At 39.1% G+C, this 17,033-nt stretch carries 19 protein-coding genes; 9 read left to right on the top strand and 10 right to left on the bottom strand.

The annotated features are described in order from the left end of the window. Positions 1-182 precede the first annotated feature (182 nt). Positions 183-833 (top strand): HAD family hydrolase, encoded by a 651-nt coding sequence (locus tag K6I41_RS17010; protein WP_250374823.1) that lies wholly within the window; start codon positions 183-185, stop codon positions 831-833. A gap of 54 nt (positions 834-887) precedes the next feature. Here K6I41_RS17010 and K6I41_RS17005 read toward each other — a convergent pair whose 3' ends face one another. After that, positions 888-1,484: a hypothetical protein gene (locus K6I41_RS17005; RefSeq protein ID WP_250374822.1), complete on the bottom strand. Its 597-nt coding sequence runs from the start codon at positions 1,482-1,484 to the stop codon at positions 888-890. Between the two features lie 152 nt (positions 1,485-1,636). Here K6I41_RS17005 and K6I41_RS17000 point away from each other — a divergent pair, with 152 nt between their 5' ends. Next, complete coding sequence (locus K6I41_RS17000; RefSeq protein ID WP_250375805.1) at positions 1,637-1,816, top strand: hypothetical protein; 180 nt, start codon at positions 1,637-1,639, stop codon at positions 1,814-1,816. 5 nt (positions 1,817-1,821) lie between these two features. Here K6I41_RS17000 and K6I41_RS16995 read toward each other — a convergent pair whose 3' ends face one another. Both K6I41_RS16995 and K6I41_RS16990 read right to left on the bottom strand, forming a co-directional pair. Beyond that, the gene (locus K6I41_RS16995) at positions 1,822-2,682 is read right to left on the bottom strand and encodes a LysR family transcriptional regulator (protein WP_005302044.1); all 861 of its coding nucleotides are present in this window, start codon (positions 2,680-2,682) and stop codon (positions 1,822-1,824) included. 115 nt (positions 2,683-2,797) lie between these two features. Then, complete coding sequence (locus K6I41_RS16990; RefSeq protein ID WP_171056858.1) at positions 2,798-3,052, bottom strand: DUF2061 domain-containing protein; 255 nt, start codon at positions 3,050-3,052, stop codon at positions 2,798-2,800. A gap of 237 nt (positions 3,053-3,289) precedes the next feature. Between K6I41_RS16990 and leuC the strand changes: the two genes are divergently transcribed. The 4 genes from leuC (at position 3,290) to leuB (ending at position 7,189) form a co-directional block, all read left to right on the top strand. Beyond that, positions 3,290-4,708 (top strand): 3-isopropylmalate dehydratase large subunit, encoded by a 1,419-nt coding sequence (gene leuC, locus K6I41_RS16985; protein ID WP_004794861.1) that lies wholly within the window; start codon positions 3,290-3,292, stop codon positions 4,706-4,708. Between the two features lie 18 nt (positions 4,709-4,726). Then, positions 4,727-5,374 (top strand): 3-isopropylmalate dehydratase small subunit, encoded by a 648-nt coding sequence (gene leuD / locus K6I41_RS16980; protein WP_003654711.1) that lies wholly within the window; start codon positions 4,727-4,729, stop codon positions 5,372-5,374. 112 nt (positions 5,375-5,486) lie between these two features. Further along, a complete protein-coding gene (locus K6I41_RS16975; RefSeq protein WP_005302052.1) occupies positions 5,487-6,071 on the top strand; it encodes a hypothetical protein in 585 nt (194 codons plus the stop codon). A 38-nt stretch (positions 6,072-6,109) separates the two neighbouring features. Further along, entirely contained in the window at positions 6,110-7,189 is a 1,080-nt protein-coding gene (leuB, locus tag K6I41_RS16970; protein WP_004640985.1) for a 3-isopropylmalate dehydrogenase, read from the top strand. Positions 7,190-7,244: 55 nt separating this feature from the next. Here leuB and K6I41_RS16965 read toward each other — a convergent pair whose 3' ends face one another. Further along, positions 7,245-7,652: a hypothetical protein gene (locus K6I41_RS16965; protein WP_250374821.1), complete on the bottom strand. Its 408-nt coding sequence runs from the start codon at positions 7,650-7,652 to the stop codon at positions 7,245-7,247. 174 nt (positions 7,653-7,826) lie between these two features. On the opposite strand from K6I41_RS16965, the gene K6I41_RS16960 reads away from it, so the two are divergent. Further along, the gene (locus K6I41_RS16960) at positions 7,827-8,198 is read left to right on the top strand and encodes a lysozyme inhibitor LprI family protein (RefSeq protein ID WP_151988871.1); all 372 of its coding nucleotides are present in this window, start codon (positions 7,827-7,829) and stop codon (positions 8,196-8,198) included. 51 nt (positions 8,199-8,249) lie between these two features. Here K6I41_RS16960 and infA read toward each other — a convergent pair whose 3' ends face one another. Continuing rightward, the gene (infA, locus tag K6I41_RS16955; RefSeq protein ID WP_001284370.1) at positions 8,250-8,471 is read right to left on the bottom strand and encodes a translation initiation factor IF-1; all 222 of its coding nucleotides are present in this window, start codon (positions 8,469-8,471) and stop codon (positions 8,250-8,252) included. 263 nt (positions 8,472-8,734) lie between these two features. Between infA and K6I41_RS16950 the strand changes: the two genes are divergently transcribed. Next, entirely contained in the window at positions 8,735-9,745 is a 1,011-nt protein-coding gene (locus K6I41_RS16950; RefSeq protein WP_005302061.1) for an AraC family transcriptional regulator, read from the top strand. Positions 9,746-9,768: 23 nt separating this feature from the next. Here the strand turns inward: K6I41_RS16950 and truA are convergent, their stop codons facing one another. From truA to asd, 5 genes are all read right to left on the bottom strand, one after another. After that, positions 9,769-10,566: a tRNA pseudouridine(38-40) synthase TruA gene (truA, locus tag K6I41_RS16945; protein WP_013199023.1), complete on the bottom strand. Its 798-nt coding sequence runs from the start codon at positions 10,564-10,566 to the stop codon at positions 9,769-9,771. 14 nt (positions 10,567-10,580) lie between these two features. Continuing rightward, positions 10,581-11,552, bottom strand: coding sequence for an asparaginase (locus tag K6I41_RS16940; RefSeq protein ID WP_250374820.1), 972 nt, complete (start codon positions 11,550-11,552; stop codon positions 10,581-10,583). Positions 11,553-11,607: 55 nt separating this feature from the next. Next, a complete protein-coding gene (gene fimV / locus K6I41_RS16935; protein ID WP_250374819.1) occupies positions 11,608-12,900 on the bottom strand; it encodes a T4P machinery localization factor FimV in 1,293 nt (430 codons plus the stop codon). Positions 12,901-12,959: 59 nt separating this feature from the next. Continuing rightward, positions 12,960-14,309 (bottom strand): type IV pilus assembly protein FimV, encoded by a 1,350-nt coding sequence (locus K6I41_RS16930; protein ID WP_250374818.1) that lies wholly within the window; start codon positions 14,307-14,309, stop codon positions 12,960-12,962. 148 nt (positions 14,310-14,457) lie between these two features. Next, positions 14,458-15,576, bottom strand: a complete 1,119-nt coding sequence (gene asd, locus K6I41_RS16925; protein ID WP_004794839.1) for an aspartate-semialdehyde dehydrogenase — start codon at positions 15,574-15,576, stop codon at positions 14,458-14,460. 187 nt (positions 15,577-15,763) lie between these two features. Here asd and K6I41_RS16920 point away from each other — a divergent pair, with 187 nt between their 5' ends. Beyond that, positions 15,764-16,873 carry an endonuclease/exonuclease/phosphatase family protein gene (locus K6I41_RS16920; RefSeq protein ID WP_151827887.1) on the top strand — a complete coding sequence of 370 codons (1,110 nt, stop codon included), beginning with the start codon at positions 15,764-15,766 and terminating at the stop codon, positions 16,871-16,873. Positions 16,874-17,033: the final 160 nt, after the last annotated feature.

Here is a 17,033-nt window from a genome sequence, read left to right as displayed (position 1 = left end):
TTGGCTACCTAAATATTGTCTATATCGTTGACTTTAATCGCGGGGACAAACACTTTTTTATGTCCAGCTCGAAAAGATCAAAGTAAAATGTTTAAATTGCTACGATCTTAACGAATTTCTATCGACTAGCGGAGATAGATTTACATTTTTTTTCTTAAATTTCAGTTTAAACGAGAATTTTCATGAAACTGGCGTTGTTTGATTTAGACCATACCTTGTTAAATACCGATTCAGACCACTCGTGGGGTGAATTTTTAGTCAATGAAGGTTTGGTTGATCCGGTTCATCATCGTCAGATGAATGATAAATTTTATGAAGATTACAAAGCAGGACAACTTGACCCATATGCTTATAACGAATTTGTCTTTGGATTTTTAACAAAGCACGACAATAATTATTTAACTGAACTTCACCAGTTGTTCATGCAGAAAGTGATTCGCCCGCAAATGCGTCCTAAAGGTTTTGATGCAATCAAAAAACATCAAGATTTAGGTCATACAATTGTTGGTATTACTGCAACAAGTGATTTTATTACTGCGCCAATTTTTCGTGAATTTGGAATTACAGAAATTTTGGCAACCAATGCTGAAGTGGCTGACGGAAAATATACAGGTAAAGTTGCTGGTTTAGCGTGTTATCAAAAAGGCAAACTTGCCCGTCTAGATGGTTGGTTGGAAGGTCGTAGCGTATCTGAGTCTTGGGCGTATTCTGATTCAATCAATGATCGTTTTTTACTTGAATATGCAACGCATGCAATTGCAGTAAATCCTGATGATCGCCTTGAAAAATTGGCCCAAGAAAATAATTGGGATATTCAGGACTGGTCAATTTAATTGAAAGGCGTGAGCTTCTTGGAAAAAATAAGTTTTTAGAAGCTCTTTAATAAATTACTTAACTTTCTCTGTAGTATGCCAAATATTTGGGTCAGGGTTTTGTTGATGCCAAAGCTTAAATTGAGTCCGCCATTGTTGAAAGGGTGCCGTTAACGTAGGGCGTGGGTCATCACTTAAACTATAAGCCATGCCTTCTACTAGCCATTTGGGTTTAGTCAGCATTGCTATATTTCCCCATTCTTCGGCTTGACGGTGATGAATAAGCTCATGGGTGATGTAGAAATCTTTCCAGCCACGCGGTGCAACCAATAATCCCAAATTACCCACTGCTTTAGCAGCTGCTTTTTCCATACCAAAGGTATTTGCACATTGTGAAGTTGAGCAAAAAACCATAGTGGGCTGTTGATGAAACGTACCTACTTTGTCTTGGGTTTCTTTTAATGCCCGATTATAAAGTGTTTTTGCAAGAGGCTCTGTCTTTGGATCATCTACACATATCTGACCATCACACTGTAACAATGACAGGTGATGGGCGAAAACAAAACGTATTGGTTTAAACCAAATAAATGTAACTATAACTAAGACAGCTAAAGTTATGAAGCCGTATAAAACGATTTTAATTATCTTTGAATATTGATTCTTCACGATCATGAATCTTAAGTGAAAAGTATAATGATAGTAGAGTAAAGGATATATATTTACAGTATCATTTCTAATCAATATACAACTTTATTAATTAAAATAGCATGGCTAAAAACAAGCGCACTAAAAATGAAAGTAGTCCTGGTTTCTTTCAATAGTTTATAGATCAGCTCATTACCGCTATTTTTGGTGAATTACTTATTTATATTATTGCTTTACTGTTTATGAGTGCATTTGGCGGAATTATTTTCGCTGCTATATGTTTCAGTTGGGGCGTTCTGTTTTTACTACTACCTTTTGCTGTTTTAATTTATATTCTTTTTAAAAAATATAGTCGTTAATTCAATTATTCCTGCATCATTTTAATGAGTTCTTGCATAGCTCTAGATTGAGTACGTGCAGGATGCCACACCATGCCTAATTGGCGATTCATTTCTACATCTAAATCAAGTTGCTGCATATCTTGATTCAGTAGAGTTTTTGGTAGTACTGACCAACCTAAACCAATCGACACCAACATGCGAATAGACTCAAGAGGGTTATTACTCATAGTGATTTTTGGTTTAAGCCCTTGTTTTTCAAACTCGGCTAATGTGATTTGGGCGGTGTAAGTTTGTGCAGCGGGCAATAGGCTTGGATATTCAATTAAATCTTGTAAGGTGAGATTCTTCTTTTGTGCTAATGGGTGAAATGGCGCAGCAACAAAAACTAAAGGATCATTCCAGATCGTAATGTAGTTAAGGCGCTCATCACCTGAAGGAGGAAGTGTTAAGAATGCTAACTCCAAATCACCAGCCAGTACTTGTTCATGAGCTTGTTCTGAATCAACAAAATGCACATCTAAAGTAACCTGCGGAAATTGTTGAACAAAGTGTTTAAGTGGGGACGGTAAATGATGCAAGCCAATATGGTGACTCGTACCGACTTTTAAGCGGCCTTGTACCTGAGTTTGTTCATGGCTAAGCGTATGGTGAATATCACCCAGCTCATTTAGCCAGTTTTTAACTTTTGGTAATAATGAATGTGCAGCATGAGTTGCCTGTACACCTCGGCCTGCGGACTCAAATAGTTTTACACCAAAATATTCTTCTAAGCTGTGAATTCGTTTGGTAACAGCAGGTTGAGTAATAAATAATTGATCTGCTGCCACAGAGATAGACCCTGTTTCCATAACTTTTACAAAAGCTTCAAAGGCTGCAAGATTCATAATACAACTCAACTTGGAATAGAAAAATCGAGGGGCTAAAGTTGCCGAGCCAAAATCGTATCATGCTTGCAGCAAAACGAGTGAGAAAGTTGTGAATTACCGTACTAATCTTAGCCTAAGCCGTTGTTTCTTTTTCGGCTAAGGCTGATACACGGCGATCTTTAGCTGCCCAAACTTTTTCATGGAAGAAAAAAGCAAAGGCTTGTACGGTTGGTTCGAGCATACTTAAGGTTAAAGCCATCCAGATATTACCTGTTACAAAGTATGCAACTATCATTGCTACGCTAATATGCATAATGTAATAGCTGAAGGTTTTCTTTAAGGTACGTTGATTATTTATAACGAATTTTTGGATATTAGCCATGATCATTCTCTTTAGCCACTTTGATATTTTTAGTATAGAGATGAGAGTATAAGATTAAAAATTGATTATGCAAATGATAATCATTAACAAAAAACGATTTATTAAATTTGCGATACCTCAAACGAATTATAATTTATTCCAAAAAGTTTTCTAATTTATAAAAATGATAAATTAGATTTATGTGAAACTCTGGCTATAATCGAAGAAAGATTAGAATTACCCAGTCCAATGGAGCAAGACGACATGGCAGGCAAAACTTTATATGACAAATTGTGGGATGACCACGTTGTTTCACAGCGTGATGATGGCTCATGTTTACTTTATATTGACCGTCATTTATTGCATGAAGTGACTAGTCCACAAGCATTTGAAGGTTTGCAACTTGCAGGTCGTCAACCATGGCGTTTAAGTGCAAACGTTGCTACACCGGACCATAACGTTCCAACCTCTAAAAAAGAGCGTGACCAAGGTATCGCAGGTATTGAAGACGATACGTCTCGTATTCAAGTTCAAACCTTAGATGACAACTGTAAAGCTTTTAATATTGTTGAATTCAGCATTAATGATATCCGTCAGGGGATTGTGCATGTGGTTGGACCTGAACAGGGCTTAACTTTGCCAGGCATGACAGTCGTATGTGGTGATTCACATACAGCCACTCACGGTGCTTTCGGTTGTTTGGCGCATGGTATTGGAACATCTGAAGTTGAACATGTGTTAGCAACACAATGTTTGATCCAGAAAAAATCTAAAAACATGTTAGTACGTGTGGATGGCGTATTAGGCAAAGGCGTCACACCAAAAGATGTTGTGTTGGCAATCATTGCTAAAATTGGTACTGCTGGTGGTACAGGCTATGCAATTGAGTTCGGTGGTCAAGTTTTCCGTGATATGTCGATTGAAGGACGTATGACGGTATGTAACATGGCGATTGAAGCTGGTGCTCGTGTTGGTATGGTTGCAGTTGATGACAAAACTGTTGAATACGTGAAAGGCCGTAGCTACGCACCAAAAGGCGAGCAATGGGAACAAGCAGTTGCTTACTGGGACACTTTGCATTCAGATGAAGATGCAGTGTTTGATGCAGTCGTTGAATTAAATGGCGCAGAGATCGAGCCACAAGTGTCTTGGGGAACTTCACCTGAGATGGTTATTCCTGTGACAGAAGCTGTACCAACTTTAGAACAAGCGAAAGATGACGTTCAACGTAATGACTGGACGCGTGCTTATCAATATATGGGCTTAAATGCAGGTCAAGCATTAGCGGATATTCAACTTGATCGTGTGTTTATTGGTTCTTGTACTAATTCTCGTATTGAAGATATTCGTGCTGCTGCTGAAGTGGTTAAAGGCCGTAAAGTAGCCTCTAGCATTAAGCAAGCCATGATTGTTCCTGGGTCTGGTTTAGTTAAACAACAGGCAGAAAAAGAAGGCTTGGATAAAATCTTCTTGGAAGCTGGTTTTGAATGGCGTGAGCCGGGTTGTTCAATGTGTTTAGCAATGAATGCAGATAAGTTACAACCGGGTGAACACTGTGCATCGACGTCTAACCGTAACTTTGAAGGTCGTCAAGGCAATGGTGGTCGCACTCACTTGGTGAGCCCGGCAATGGCGGCAGCGGCTGCAATCGCAGGTCATTTTGTTGACGTTCGTTCATTTTAATTCGGTCTGGAGCAAACCATGAAAGCTTATACAGTTGAACAAGGTATCGTTGCACCATTAGATCGTGCCAATGTTGATACAGATTTAATTATTCCAAAACAGTTTTTGAAATCAATCAAACGTACTGGTTTTGGTGATAACTTATTTGATGAACTTCGTTATTTAGATGAAGGTTATCCGGGACAAGATAATTCAGTTCGTCCAAAAAATCCGGATTTCGTTTTGAACCAACCACGTTATCAAGGCGCAAATGTTTTAATTGCTCGTACTAACTTTGGTTGTGGTTCAAGCCGTGAGCATGCACCTTGGGCATTAAATGAATACGGTTTTCGTACTGTTATTGCACCAAGCTTTGCTGATATTTTCTTTAATAACTGTTTTAAAAATGGCATGTTACCTGTCATTTTGTCAGAAGAAATTGTTGATCAGTTATTTAAAGAGTGTGCGGCAAATGAAGGATATCAATTAACAATTGATTTAGCAGCTCAGGAAGTACGTACACCAACAGGTGAAGCTTTTAAATTTGAAGTTGACCCATTTCGCAAGCATTGCTTGTTAAATGGTTTGGATGATATTGGTTTAACCCTTCAAAATGCCGATGCAATTCGTGCTTATGAAGAAAAAACTAAACAAGTTCGTCCTTGGGTATTCCAAGAGTTAAATTAACCTTTTGGTACATTTTAAACATAGCCATGGCGTAGTGTTCAAACTCTTGCTAACATGCTAAAGCATAAAAACACCTTAAAATTATGCACTAGATGAGGATTGGGCTTGAACAATGAAGAGGAACGTTACTCATAGCTTTTTGTTGAGCCTGTGCGCAATAACACTCAGTGCTTGTCAGAGCACGTACAATGTAGTGGATACTGTCCGTATTAAGCAGGCTGAACAAGAAAATTTGGGGCAGAATGCAGCAATATATTGTTCGGGCGCGAAGAGTTGTGAATTTGAACGACTAAATGATATTACTGTAGTGGATGCGCAAACACGACGAATTAGTAATCAGGCAATTCATCAAGGAATTGTAAGATTGCATGGTTCAGTGCTTGGTCAAACAAACAGTTTATATTTATCTGTGCCCGCTAAACAATATGAAGTGGTGATCCGTTTCTATCCGATTTCTCCAGATCGGGCAGAAACATTTCATGTGATTCACCAGTTTAATGCCAACCATCGCTATACATTTAAAATGTACCGAGACAAATCTAACCGTTCGGGTAGTTTGCTCAATGTTTCTGTACCAGATCCATTATGTGTCGATTTAGATCAGGATGGGCGTGTAATTCGCCGTTTTTGTCGACCATTTGATGTAACAACAGGGCTAGGCGAGTTCCTTGAACAGAAAAAACTAACACCGCGGTAAATATAACGCTGCTTGTTTTTGGAAAATGGAAAAAGTTCATGTCTAAACAGATTTTAATTTTAGCTGGTGATGGTATTGGTCCTGAAATTGTTGGGGCAGCAGAAAAAGTATTAAATACAGTAAATGAAAAATTTAATTTATCGTTAACTTGGGAACATGGCCTATTGGGCGGCGCAGCAATTGATGCGCATGGTGAACCGTATCCAGCTGTAACGAGTGAACAAGCAAAAAAAGCTGATGCAATTTTATTAGGGGCGGTAGGCGGACCAAAATGGGATGCGATTGAGCGTTCTATTCGTCCTGAACGTGGTCTTTTAAAAATTCGTAGTGAACTTAACTTGTTTGCTAACTTGCGCCCAGCGATTTTATATCCGCAATTAGCAGATGCTTCTAGCTTAAAACCTGAAATCGTTGCTGGCTTAGATATTTTAATTGTTCGTGAATTGACTGGTGGTATCTATTTCGGTCAGCCACGTGGTATTCGTGAACTCGAAAACGGCGAAAAACAAGGCTATAACACAGACGTTTATTCTGAAAGCGAAATTAAGCGCATTGCAAAAGTGGCTTTTGAACTTGCAGGTTTACGTGGTGGTAAAGTTTGTTCGGTTGATAAAGCCAACGTTTTGGAAGTTACAGAACTTTGGAAGCAAACAGTTACTGATTTACAGCAAGCAAGTTATTCAAACATTCAGCTTTCACATATGTATGTCGACAATGCTGCAATGCAACTTGTACGTGCGCCTAAACAGTTTGACGTGATCGTAACGGGTAACTTATTTGGCGATATTTTATCTGATGAAGCAGCAATGCTTACAGGTTCAATCGGTATGTTGCCATCTGCATCGTTAGATGAAAATGGCAAAGGTATGTATGAGCCTTGTCATGGTTCTGCACCTGACATCGCGGGTCAAAATGTGGCTAACCCATTAGCAACGATTCTTTCTGTTGCAATGATGCTTCGCTATACATTCCGTGAAGAAGCTGCTGCAAAAGCAATTGAAGACGCTGTAGGTCAAGTACTTGATCAAGGCTTGCGTACAGCAGATATTATGTCTGAAGGTATGACAAAAGTTGGTACAGCTGAGATGGGTGAGGCAGTTGTCGCTGCTCTTGCTTAATCGCTACTTTACTAAAAAACGCAGCCTAATCGCTGCGTTTTTTTGTGCCTATGTTTTAGCAGGCTTTACCTTCATATTGAATAGACTCGGCAATATCATTCTTCAGCTGGAAAATAACTTTGCAGTTGAAATTTAAATCGTAAGAATTACCACCCAGATTACCTGATTGTATAGCGACAGAATTACCTCTCATGTCGACATTAGTCACCATCGGGATTGGAATGTTTAATGGCCGTAAAATCGTATAGATGAGTTGATTGGATGTTTTCTGTGGAGTATTTGCGACTTGAAAACCAAGACTTCGTAGATTGATATCTTGCCGAATGGTGTTCGATGATTTGCCTAGAAAGCCCTTTAAGTATTCTTGTAAATCTATAGATTGGCGTGGATGGCTAGTACAAGCGCTCATATTCATGACGATTAAACAAAGTAGACCAATTTTACATCGGGTAGCTGTATTCATTTTTATCTCAATAAAAAATTATATTTATTATTAAAGAACAATAGGTTGGATTTGAATGCTTGTAAAGTAAAAAAGGAAGATTATGATAAATAGAAGGTAAATTTGTCTTGCGATTTATCATTACATAGAAATCGTTTTAATAATAATTTCATAGAAAACTTAAGGAAGAAAAGTATGAAAAAAATAGTTTTTGCTTTTTTATGCAGCTTTGGAATGACTGCGGTCTATGCAGATAACTGCGATAGTGCCCGAAATACTTACGATGATATTTACTGTACAAATAAAATTTATGCGAGTGCGGATGCAGATCTGAATAAGAACTATCAAGCATTGAGAGTAAAATTAAATACGGCGCAAAAAAATATTCTTAAAAAATCTCAACTCGCGTGGATACGTCAACGTGATGCAGATTGTACAGATTCAAATAGGAATAGCGTAGACGTGCAATGTCGTTTACAGACAACGCAAGAAAGAAACCATTGGCTGCAAGAAAGACTGCGTGAATGCCAAACGGTAGGATGTAAAACCAGTCGCTTAAGTGAATAAACAACGCAATAAAAAAGCCACATCATAAAGTGGCTTTTTTGCATTCACTAATTAGCGAGCACGGTACGTAATACGACCTTTAGTGAGGTCATATGGAGTCATTTCGACTTTTACACTGTCGCCAGTAAGAATACGAATATAGTGTTTACGCATTTTACCAGAAATGTGTGCAATAACTTCGTGACCGTTTTCAAGACGTACACGGAACATCGTATTAGGAAGCGTTTCGGTGACAACGCCTTCGAACTCAATGAGTTCCTCTTTATTGGCCATAGCCTACCTGATGATCAAATTGGAAAGGCGCAAATTATAGTCAATTTATTTAAAAAAAACAAGATAGACATCCTTTTGCTAAAGCATCTGGTTAAAGTATGACTAATAAAAAAAGATGTAATTTTTTTCATAAAAGAAGAGTAATTCTGTTGTCAGTTTGGTCAATCAACGCTAATCTAAAATCATAGTTATTAGGGACTGTTAATTGCGTAAAGGTCAACAGCCCTAAATATCAATGAAGTATCTACATGGAAGGGCACTGCGTGGGTCAGCTAACAGATGCATCAGTTGTATTACGCTTTGGCTATCAAGCGATTCGTCGTGCGGGTTTGCCAACAGAAGAAATATTAACCAAAGCGGGAGTTGCTTTAAATCAGGTTGATACAAATGCACGTACACCGTTAAGTGCACAGTACGCCTTTTGGACTGCCGCTCAGGAAGTCAGTAAAGATCCAGATATCGGTCTGCATTTAGGCGAGCATTTGCCTTTATACCGTGGTCAGGTCATTGAACATCTATTTATTAGTAGTGAAACTTTTGGTGAAGGTCTAAAACGGGCCTTGGCTTATCAGCGACTCATTAGTGATGCTTTTGATGCAAAACTAGTCATTGAGGAAGGGCGTTGTTATTTAACCAATGGCCAACAGATCGGTGCTGATAATCTTGTTAATCGACATTTCTCTGAATGTGCAATTTCGGGCATCCTTAGATTTTTTAAATTTATTACCGAAGGGCAATTTCATCCCATCTTCATCGATTTTAATTTTAGCGAAGGTGCTTCTGAGGATGAATATTTCCGAGTGTATGGCTGCCCAGTCAGTTTAGGTCAGAAAGAGACACGTTTATATTTTGATCCAGCTATTCTAGATTTTCAGCTTTGGCAAGCAGAGCCTGAGTTATTGCAGTTGCATGAACAGCTCGCGATTGAAAAACTACAGGAATTGGCTCGTTATGATTTAGTGGGTGAAGTTCGTCGCGCAATTGGTTCAACGTTGGAAAGTGGAGAAACAACCTTAGAAACGGTTGCAGCTCAGTTGAATATTACTCCACGTCGCTTACGTACTCAGCTAAGCGAAGCCAATACTAGTTTTCAGCAAATTCTGTCAGATTATCGTTGTCGATTAGCTAAAAAACTTTTGGCAAATACCAACGAGAGTGTTGAGCGTATTGTGTATTTAACTGGCTTCTCTGAACCGAGTACGTTTTACCGCGCATTTAAGCGTTGGACGAATGAGACACCGGTTGAGTACCGTAAGCGTAAACAACACCGGTAGAAACATACAGCATTGGGCTAAGCTTACTCAGGTAAGTTTAGCCAATGTGGCCCAAGTGGTGGCTGTGGCAAATCAAACTGCTCAGGATAATTACACTGAATAAAATAAAGACCGTCGGGTGGGGCTGTTACTCCTGCCGCTTTACGATCCTGTGCAGCAAACATTGTATCGATATGATCAATTTCATACATACCTTGACCAATTTCAAGTAAGCATCCAACAATGTTGCGAACCATATGGTGTAAAAAACCATCTGCTTCAATATCTAAAACCAAATAGCGCCCGTGTTCAAATAAACGGCAATGTTTTACATGTCGAACAGGTTGATTTGATTGGCACGCTGCTGCACGGAAGCTTTCAAAGTTATGAGTGCCTTCAAATTTACTTGCCGCTTCAATCATCTTTTTCACATCTAACTTTTGGTAAATGTGAGTAACCTGTTTATGCAGGAGTGCAGGGCGATGTGGCGTGTTATATATAATGTAGCGGTAACGTCGAGCAGTTGCTTTAAAGCGGGCATGAAAACTTTCATCCATCAGCTTAATCCACTGAATGGAAATATCTTTAGGCAGCTGACTATTTGCCCCTCTTAACCACCCTGTCTCTGGACGAATGGCATGAGTATCGAAGTGTGCCACCATATTTGTCGCATGTACTCCTGCATCGGTACGACCAGCACCATGGAGTGCTATAGGTTCATTTGCGACTTTGCTAAGCACACGTTCAATCGTTTCTTGTACGCTGGCAACGCCTGGCTGTTGTGTTTGCCAACCTCGATATTGAACTCCGCTAAATTCAATACCGACTGCATAACGTTGCATGGCTTTACCTCTATTTAATGCAAATTTTCGTTCCAATGGCTGAACCATTGTTCTGGGGTTGGGTATTTTAAATAGATTTGAAGTGCTTTTGCATAAAGATCTGCATGACTATGCGCATCATTAATGACAATTTTTGCAGTTTTGGCCCAAGCACTAATTGCATAACGTTGGTCAATGCCGCCAAAGGTCACCTGTGTCGTGAGAATCGGAACACAACCATGAGCATACAGTTCATCTAAGGTTGCCAATAATTCAGGGTTTACTGCGATATTGCCTGTACCAAAGCCTTGTAACACCAAGAAGTGTGGTGGGGCAGGAAGTAAGTGACGTAATTGCTGTACCAAGTGCTGTGTTGCAATCGGTTGCATCATCCAGTTTAAAATTTGGAATGAAGCCGCTTTTTCAATTTGAGCATCTTGTACGATCAATTCATTTTGCTGAGGCGTAAACTCAACTTCACTACTTAAACCTGAAAATGCTTCGAGTTCAGTCGTATGCGTTTTTAATGCAGTTTGTGCATGGAATACTTGATGATGGAATGCAAGATACGCACCTACAGGTAGGGCAATCACTTGTTCTAATGCAAGATATAAGTTCTCAATTGCATCAGTAAATTCACGAGTATTATCACCTTGAACATTGAGTAACGGGTATTGGCTACCAGTAATCACAATATGACAGCTTTGGCCTAAAAAGCGAGCTAGGGTTGCAGCAGCATAACTAAGAGTATCTGTACCATGAATAACGACGAAGTGTTGATAACCTTCGAGTTGGAGCTGTTGTATACGTTGAATAAGACGTAGCCAATCAGGCGCTGTACAAGCGCTGCTATCTACAATATTTGGGGCAGCAAAACAGTCAACTGTTAAGTGGGGTGGTATAACTTTTTCAAGTTGAGGCAAGAATTGGTCATATGGCATAGGCGCTAAAGGTTCACCTACACAGCCAAAAGTACCACCCATATAAAATAAGGCAATTTTTTTCATCTTTTTCAGGCACAAAAGCAGTCATCTTTGACTGCTTATGGTAAAACGATCAGCCTTAAGAAGCTATGCGATTTAGTAGATTTTTCGCGCGTTGTTGTTGCTCTGTGTTGAATTTTTGCTCATTACTTGCCAACAAGGCGTGTGCTGCTGGGTAAGCGCCTAACTTGATGTACTGCTCTGCAAGTTGTAAGTCGAGTTCATTTTCATCTAACTGTTTTAATTCTGGAAATGCGTCTAGAAGTGGATCCTCTACTTGAGTTTGAGTCGCCTCTCCATTGACTGCCTCTATATGGTTTTGAGTTTCAATCTCTGGTGTTGTAACTAACGCTGGCTCATCTAACGAAAACTCAAGAGACGCGATTGAAGTTGCTTCTAATGGCGCTTGTTCTACGAGTGTAAGTTCATCTAATGATGGAGCTTGTTCAACAGATTTCGTCTCTGAACTTGAAGGCTTTAAGTCAAGGTTGAAATCTAAAGCATTGACGCTGTTCTCTTGATCTGCTTTTACCTCTACTGCTTGAGTTTTTTCCTCAGTTTCATGCAGAGGTGCCAAGTCAAAAGAAAACTCTAAATCAGCTAGCTCATTTGTTTCCTGAGATGACGATACTTCTGGTACTTGCTGAGATGTTGATACTTCTGGTTCATGTACAGGTTGGCTGGTAGTTTCGGTAGCAGCAGTTTTTTCGAGTGAAAAGTTAAATTCTAAAGGTTTAACTTCAACAGCAGGTTCTTGTTTTACCGGTGTATAGTCTTTCTGCAAGTCATCAAAAGAAGCTTCAGAAGAACTTGTTGTTAACTGATCAAACTGAGCTGTAGTGTCTGGTGTATTTTTTGGTTCTTCATATGTTTGAGCTTGAGGAAAATCGATGGCATCAGGTTGTCTTGATGACTCATATTCTTTTTGTCTAGTTTCTGCTTGAGTCGCTATTTCATTGAGTGCCAAGCTACGAATATGGCTAATCAGTTGTGTTATAGCAAACTCATCTTTCTGTGCAATATGAACTTCAAGTAACAGTAAATAAAGCGCATGCTGAGTATTGTCTTTTTTTAACGCCTGATTGACTTGAGCTTCAGCAGCTGAATATTGCTTTTCTTGAATGAGCTGTTGAATTTTTTGACGTACAGCCTCTGGAACAGGAGTGCTTTGTGGAACAGGTGGAAGAGTATCTTCTACTACATTTACTTTGCTTTTTTCACGCGAGCTTTTACTCGATTTAGAGTTCGCTTTTTTATTGTTTTTTTTGTTTACCGTTTTAGGAGAAGTGGCCTCTTGTTTCTGGCTATTCTCGCGTTTTTTAAAAATAACAGCGACCACGAGTAATATGATGAACGGAATCACATATAACATTACTTTCCCCTTAAAAAATAAATATTTGCAATATAAAGCGAGCTAACTCTGGTTTTAACTTAATGTTTTTGTTTGTGAGTTTGTTGCTGTGCTTGTAACTGCTGTTGTAACTCTGCCAAACGAGCATTCAAAAGCTGAATACGTTGGTCTTTTAAACGTAAAGTTTGATTTAGTTTGGTTACATTCCTTTGTAATGTAACGTTTTTTTCTCTTTTTGTCATAACTTTTACTGCTAACTCAGTATTGTTTTGACTTTGTTGTGTGCTCTTTTTAGCACTTCCATGTGTAGAATTTTGGCTGTTTTCAGCCACGATACTCATTTCTGCTTGTTGCAATCGGTATTTAGCTTGGCCAGAAGATGATTTTGCAGTATGTGTTATTTCAGTTTTTGATTTATTTTGCTGAGTTTTAGCGACAGGAGGGTGTGTGAGTTTTAGAGAAATTCCCTGACGTAAACGGTTTACATCACCTTGAATAAAAGCATGCTGGTTTTGTTTTTGGATATCATGCATGACCTTTGCAACTGGCTGTTTGGTTTTCGCTGCAATACGATTAGCAATACTCCATAAAGACTCATTATGTTGTACTACATATTTACCTGAAGTTACTGGTCCTTTAGATGGACTTAGGGTTTGTTTCTTTGCAGTATTTTGATTGAGATTTTTGGATGGAGCAGTCTTCTTTTGTCCTGCTAAATTTTTAACTGTTGTCTTTGGCGAAGTATGGGCATTTGACTGAGTGATAGTAGGTTTGGTTTGTGCCTGATCGGGCGCCGTACCTGCTACAACTTGTTGAGTTGCTAGAGCTGAAGTGTTTTCACTAAGTGAGGGAGTTGAATTCGTATTTAATGCAGAGGCAGTGCCAGAGCTGATATTAAGATTTTGTTCACTATTAGAGTTTGTTGTAGTTGGGGTCGAAGTTGATGAAGCATATTGGGTGCTTTCTGGCAGATTTAATGCAATATCCTTCTCGTTAACAACAAACTGAGGAGATAAAGTACTTTCGTTATTTTCGGTCTTTTTTATCGGAGAAGGTTTAATTACAGTTTTAATATGCTGTAAACGCGTTGCAGAACCTTCACTGATTTTCACAACAATATTGAGCTCAGGATCATTAACAGGTCGGGATGAGGTAATCACAATAACCCCAGAACCTTGACCATTTTGGCGTGTATAAAAATTAAGATTTCCTGGAGGCTGATGAGTTACACCCAAAGCGCTTAAATCTTCAGGAGTCGCTAAACTCACTTGTAATGTAGCGTTGGGGTCAGCTTGTTGGAAATTCATTTCTGCATATAACAAATCCCCGGGCGCAGACTGAATTTGTATAGGGTCTAATGTAATCGCATAAAGAGAAGGCGAAGACATAATGGTGAAAATGGCAATTTTTAATTTGTTATAAACAGTCATCTCAATCCATGACCTAATAAGTCGTAAAGTCGTTCAAAATTATACAATAATGAAATGTAAATAAATTGTAAAATTTTTACAAACCAGTTACGAAAAAGCCGATCTAATGTGATCGGCTTTTCGTTTTGACTGAATAATTCAGACCAAATTATGAGCTCTTGTATTCTACTAAGATACGTAACATGCGACGTAAAGGTTCAGCAGCACCCCAAAGTAACTGATCACCTACTGTGAATGCGCCTAAATATTCTTTACCCATATTAAGTTTGCGCAAACGGCCAACAGGTACAGTTAAGGTACCAGTTACAGCAACAGGTGTAAGGTCAGTCATAGACGCTTCACGAGTGTTTGGTACAACTTTTGCCCATTGGTTTGAAGTGCGAATCATATCTTCGATTTCATCAAGTGGAACATCTTTTTTCAACTTGATTGTTAGTGCTTGAGAGTGGCAACGCATCGCGCCAATACGGACACAGTGGCCATCGATCGGAACAATTTGTGAATTACCCAAGATCTTGTTGGTTTCAACCTGACCTTTCCACTCTTCTTTTGACTGACCGCTTTCGAGCTGTTTATCAATATAAGGAATCAACGATCCTGCTAATGGCACGCCAAAGTTAGCAGATGGGAAACCTTCGCCACGTTGTAACTCAGCAACTTGACGATCAATATCCAAAATTGCAGATTTAGGGTCATCTAACAATGTTTTGGTATTGTTATATAAGTAGCCCATACCAGTAATTAGCTCACGCATGTTTTGTGCGCCAGCGCCTGATGCTGCTTGATAAGTCATAGCAGTCATCCACTCCACCAAATTGTTTTGGAAAAGTGAACCTACACCCATCAACATAAGCGATACTGTACAGTTACCGCCTACGAAAGTTTTGGTGCCGTTAACCAAGCCGTCTTTAATAACGTTAAGGTTTACTGGGTCAAGAACGATGATCGCATCATCTGACATACGTAAAGTAGAGGCTGCATCAATCCAGTAGCCATCCCAACCAGTTGCTTTTAACTGTGGGAAAACTTCAGACGTATAGTCACCACCTTGACAGGTAATAATGACATCCATTTGCTTCAGACTATTAATGTCTGTAGCTTCCATAAGTGCTGGGGCAGTCTTACCACCAAATGAAGGAGCTTCACCACCTGCATTACTGGTAGAGAAATAAAATGGCTCAATATGAGCAAAATCATTCTCTTCAACCATACGTTGCATAAGGACGGAACCGACCATCCCGCGCCAACCGACCAGACCTACTTTCATGTCATTTTGCCTCGGTGCGTTAAAATTGTTAGGGGGAGTTGAGTGTATCAAAAGTGTCCACAACTGCAAGCGTTACAGAAACAAAACACCATGTTTATTGAGTAGAATATCTTGTTTATGTTACATACAAAATTGATAAAGATGACAAAAATTTTAAAAACCAAATCATCTTAAAAGAGAAAATTCAATGATTTATGTCGAAGTTCTAGCTGGTCTGGTGATTTGGTTAAGTTTCTGGTCACTTATTCCTCGTGATGAGTGGTGGTTTCGTGGCGCCGATTTTCCTCGTTTGCAGATTCTATTTGTTGGTCTATTAGCCTTTGTTGGTATGCTGTTTTGGCCTGGCGAATGGAATCTATGGCGTGAAATAGTACTTGCTGTACTCATGGCGGCCATCGCCTATCAGCTTAAAATGGTTTTGCCTTATACCTTGCTCTGGAAAAAACAGGTTAAACAGGTCAAATCATCTCAGTTAGACCAGCAAAAGCAAATTTCCTTAATTGTATCGAATGTTCTAACCCCAAATGATAAATATCATTTACTGCTTGAGCAGATCAGGACATTAAAACCAGATTTACTACTTACATTGGAAAGTGATAAGACTTGGGAAAATGCTTTAAAAGAAATTGAAGAAGATTATCCTTATCGCGTTCCCGTGCCTTTAGATAATTTATACGGCATGCATTTATATAGTCGATTACCTCTATCTAATACTGAAGTTAAATTTATTTTAAGTGATGAAATTCCTTCTATTCATACTACTGTGACCTTACGATCTGGTATGCCAGTTCAACTCTATTGTTTACATCCGAAGCCACCGAGTCCAACTGAGGCGAAAGATTCGACTTTACGTGATGCAGAGCTTTTAATTGTTGGCGACCAGATTAAAGACTTAGATGAAAGCTGTATTGTGATGGGAGATTTAAACGATGTAGCGTGGTCTCGGACTACGCGGTTGTTCCAGCGGATTAGTGGGCTACTTGACCCACGAGTTGGGCGACATTTTATTAATACTTTTCATGCAGATTATCCATTGCTGCGTTGGTCTTTAGATCATATTTTTCATAGTACGGATTTTGGTTTAGTTAAAATGCAGCGTTTACCACATATTGGATCTGATCATTTTCCTGTATATGTTGTTTTGCAGACTGGCCGAATATTTGAACATATTCAAGAGGAATTAGAACAAACTCAAACCGATGAAGAAGAGGCTCAAAGTGCCATACAAGAAGGGATTGCAAAGGCTGAAAAAGAAGAAAAAATTGTGACTGATAAAATTGCACAGCCTTATAAATAAAAAGAATATAAAAATTGATGTAAGCAATATCGTACAAAGATTTGAGTCTAGGGCGAATAGGCAGGGGGGGATAAAAACCTTATTCTACATTCATCGGCACACGGAAACGGGAATGGACAATCCCACGTAAGGATACACAAAGCTGATATGGAATAGCATC

It is taken from the genome of Acinetobacter sp. AS23, from assembly GCF_023612055.1.
Lineage (GTDB): Bacteria > Pseudomonadota > Gammaproteobacteria > Pseudomonadales > Moraxellaceae > Acinetobacter > Acinetobacter oleivorans.
Note: the sequence above shows the minus strand (reverse complement) of the source record. Positions and strands in the feature narration are given on the sequence as shown.

What these genes read in the sequence shown, in the direction of transcription:
- K6I41_RS17010 (WP_250374823.1), top strand. Translation starts at nt 183, where the DNA reads ATGAAACTGGCGTTGTTTGATTTAGACCATACCTTGTTAAATACCGAT.
- K6I41_RS17005 (WP_250374822.1), bottom strand. Translation starts at nt 1,484, where the DNA reads ATGATCGTGAAGAATCAATATTCAAAGATAATTAAAATCGTTTTATAC.
- K6I41_RS16995 (WP_005302044.1), bottom strand. Translation starts at nt 2,682, where the DNA reads ATGAATCTTGCAGCCTTTGAAGCTTTTGTAAAAGTTATGGAAACAGGG.
- K6I41_RS16990 (WP_171056858.1), bottom strand. Translation starts at nt 3,052, where the DNA reads ATGATCATGGCTAATATCCAAAAATTCGTTATAAATAATCAACGTACC.
- leuC (WP_004794861.1), top strand. Translation starts at nt 3,290, where the DNA reads ATGGCAGGCAAAACTTTATATGACAAATTGTGGGATGACCACGTTGTT.
- leuD (WP_003654711.1), top strand. Translation starts at nt 4,727, where the DNA reads ATGAAAGCTTATACAGTTGAACAAGGTATCGTTGCACCATTAGATCGT.
- K6I41_RS16975 (WP_005302052.1), top strand. Translation starts at nt 5,487, where the DNA reads ATGAAGAGGAACGTTACTCATAGCTTTTTGTTGAGCCTGTGCGCAATA.
- leuB (WP_004640985.1), top strand. Translation starts at nt 6,110, where the DNA reads ATGTCTAAACAGATTTTAATTTTAGCTGGTGATGGTATTGGTCCTGAA.
- K6I41_RS16965 (WP_250374821.1), bottom strand. Translation starts at nt 7,652, where the DNA reads ATGAATACAGCTACCCGATGTAAAATTGGTCTACTTTGTTTAATCGTC.
- K6I41_RS16960 (WP_151988871.1), top strand. Translation starts at nt 7,827, where the DNA reads ATGAAAAAAATAGTTTTTGCTTTTTTATGCAGCTTTGGAATGACTGCG.
- infA (WP_001284370.1), bottom strand. Translation starts at nt 8,471, where the DNA reads ATGGCCAATAAAGAGGAACTCATTGAGTTCGAAGGCGTTGTCACCGAA.
- truA (WP_013199023.1), bottom strand. Translation starts at nt 10,566, where the DNA reads ATGCAACGTTATGCAGTCGGTATTGAATTTAGCGGAGTTCAATATCGA.
- K6I41_RS16940 (WP_250374820.1), bottom strand. Translation starts at nt 11,552, where the DNA reads ATGAAAAAAATTGCCTTATTTTATATGGGTGGTACTTTTGGCTGTGTA.
- fimV (WP_250374819.1), bottom strand. Translation starts at nt 12,900, where the DNA reads ATGTTATATGTGATTCCGTTCATCATATTACTCGTGGTCGCTGTTATT.
- K6I41_RS16930 (WP_250374818.1), bottom strand. Translation starts at nt 14,309, where the DNA reads ATGACTGTTTATAACAAATTAAAAATTGCCATTTTCACCATTATGTCT.
- asd (WP_004794839.1), bottom strand. Translation starts at nt 15,576, where the DNA reads ATGAAAGTAGGTCTGGTCGGTTGGCGCGGGATGGTCGGTTCCGTCCTT.
- K6I41_RS16920 (WP_151827887.1), top strand. Translation starts at nt 15,764, where the DNA reads ATGATTTATGTCGAAGTTCTAGCTGGTCTGGTGATTTGGTTAAGTTTC.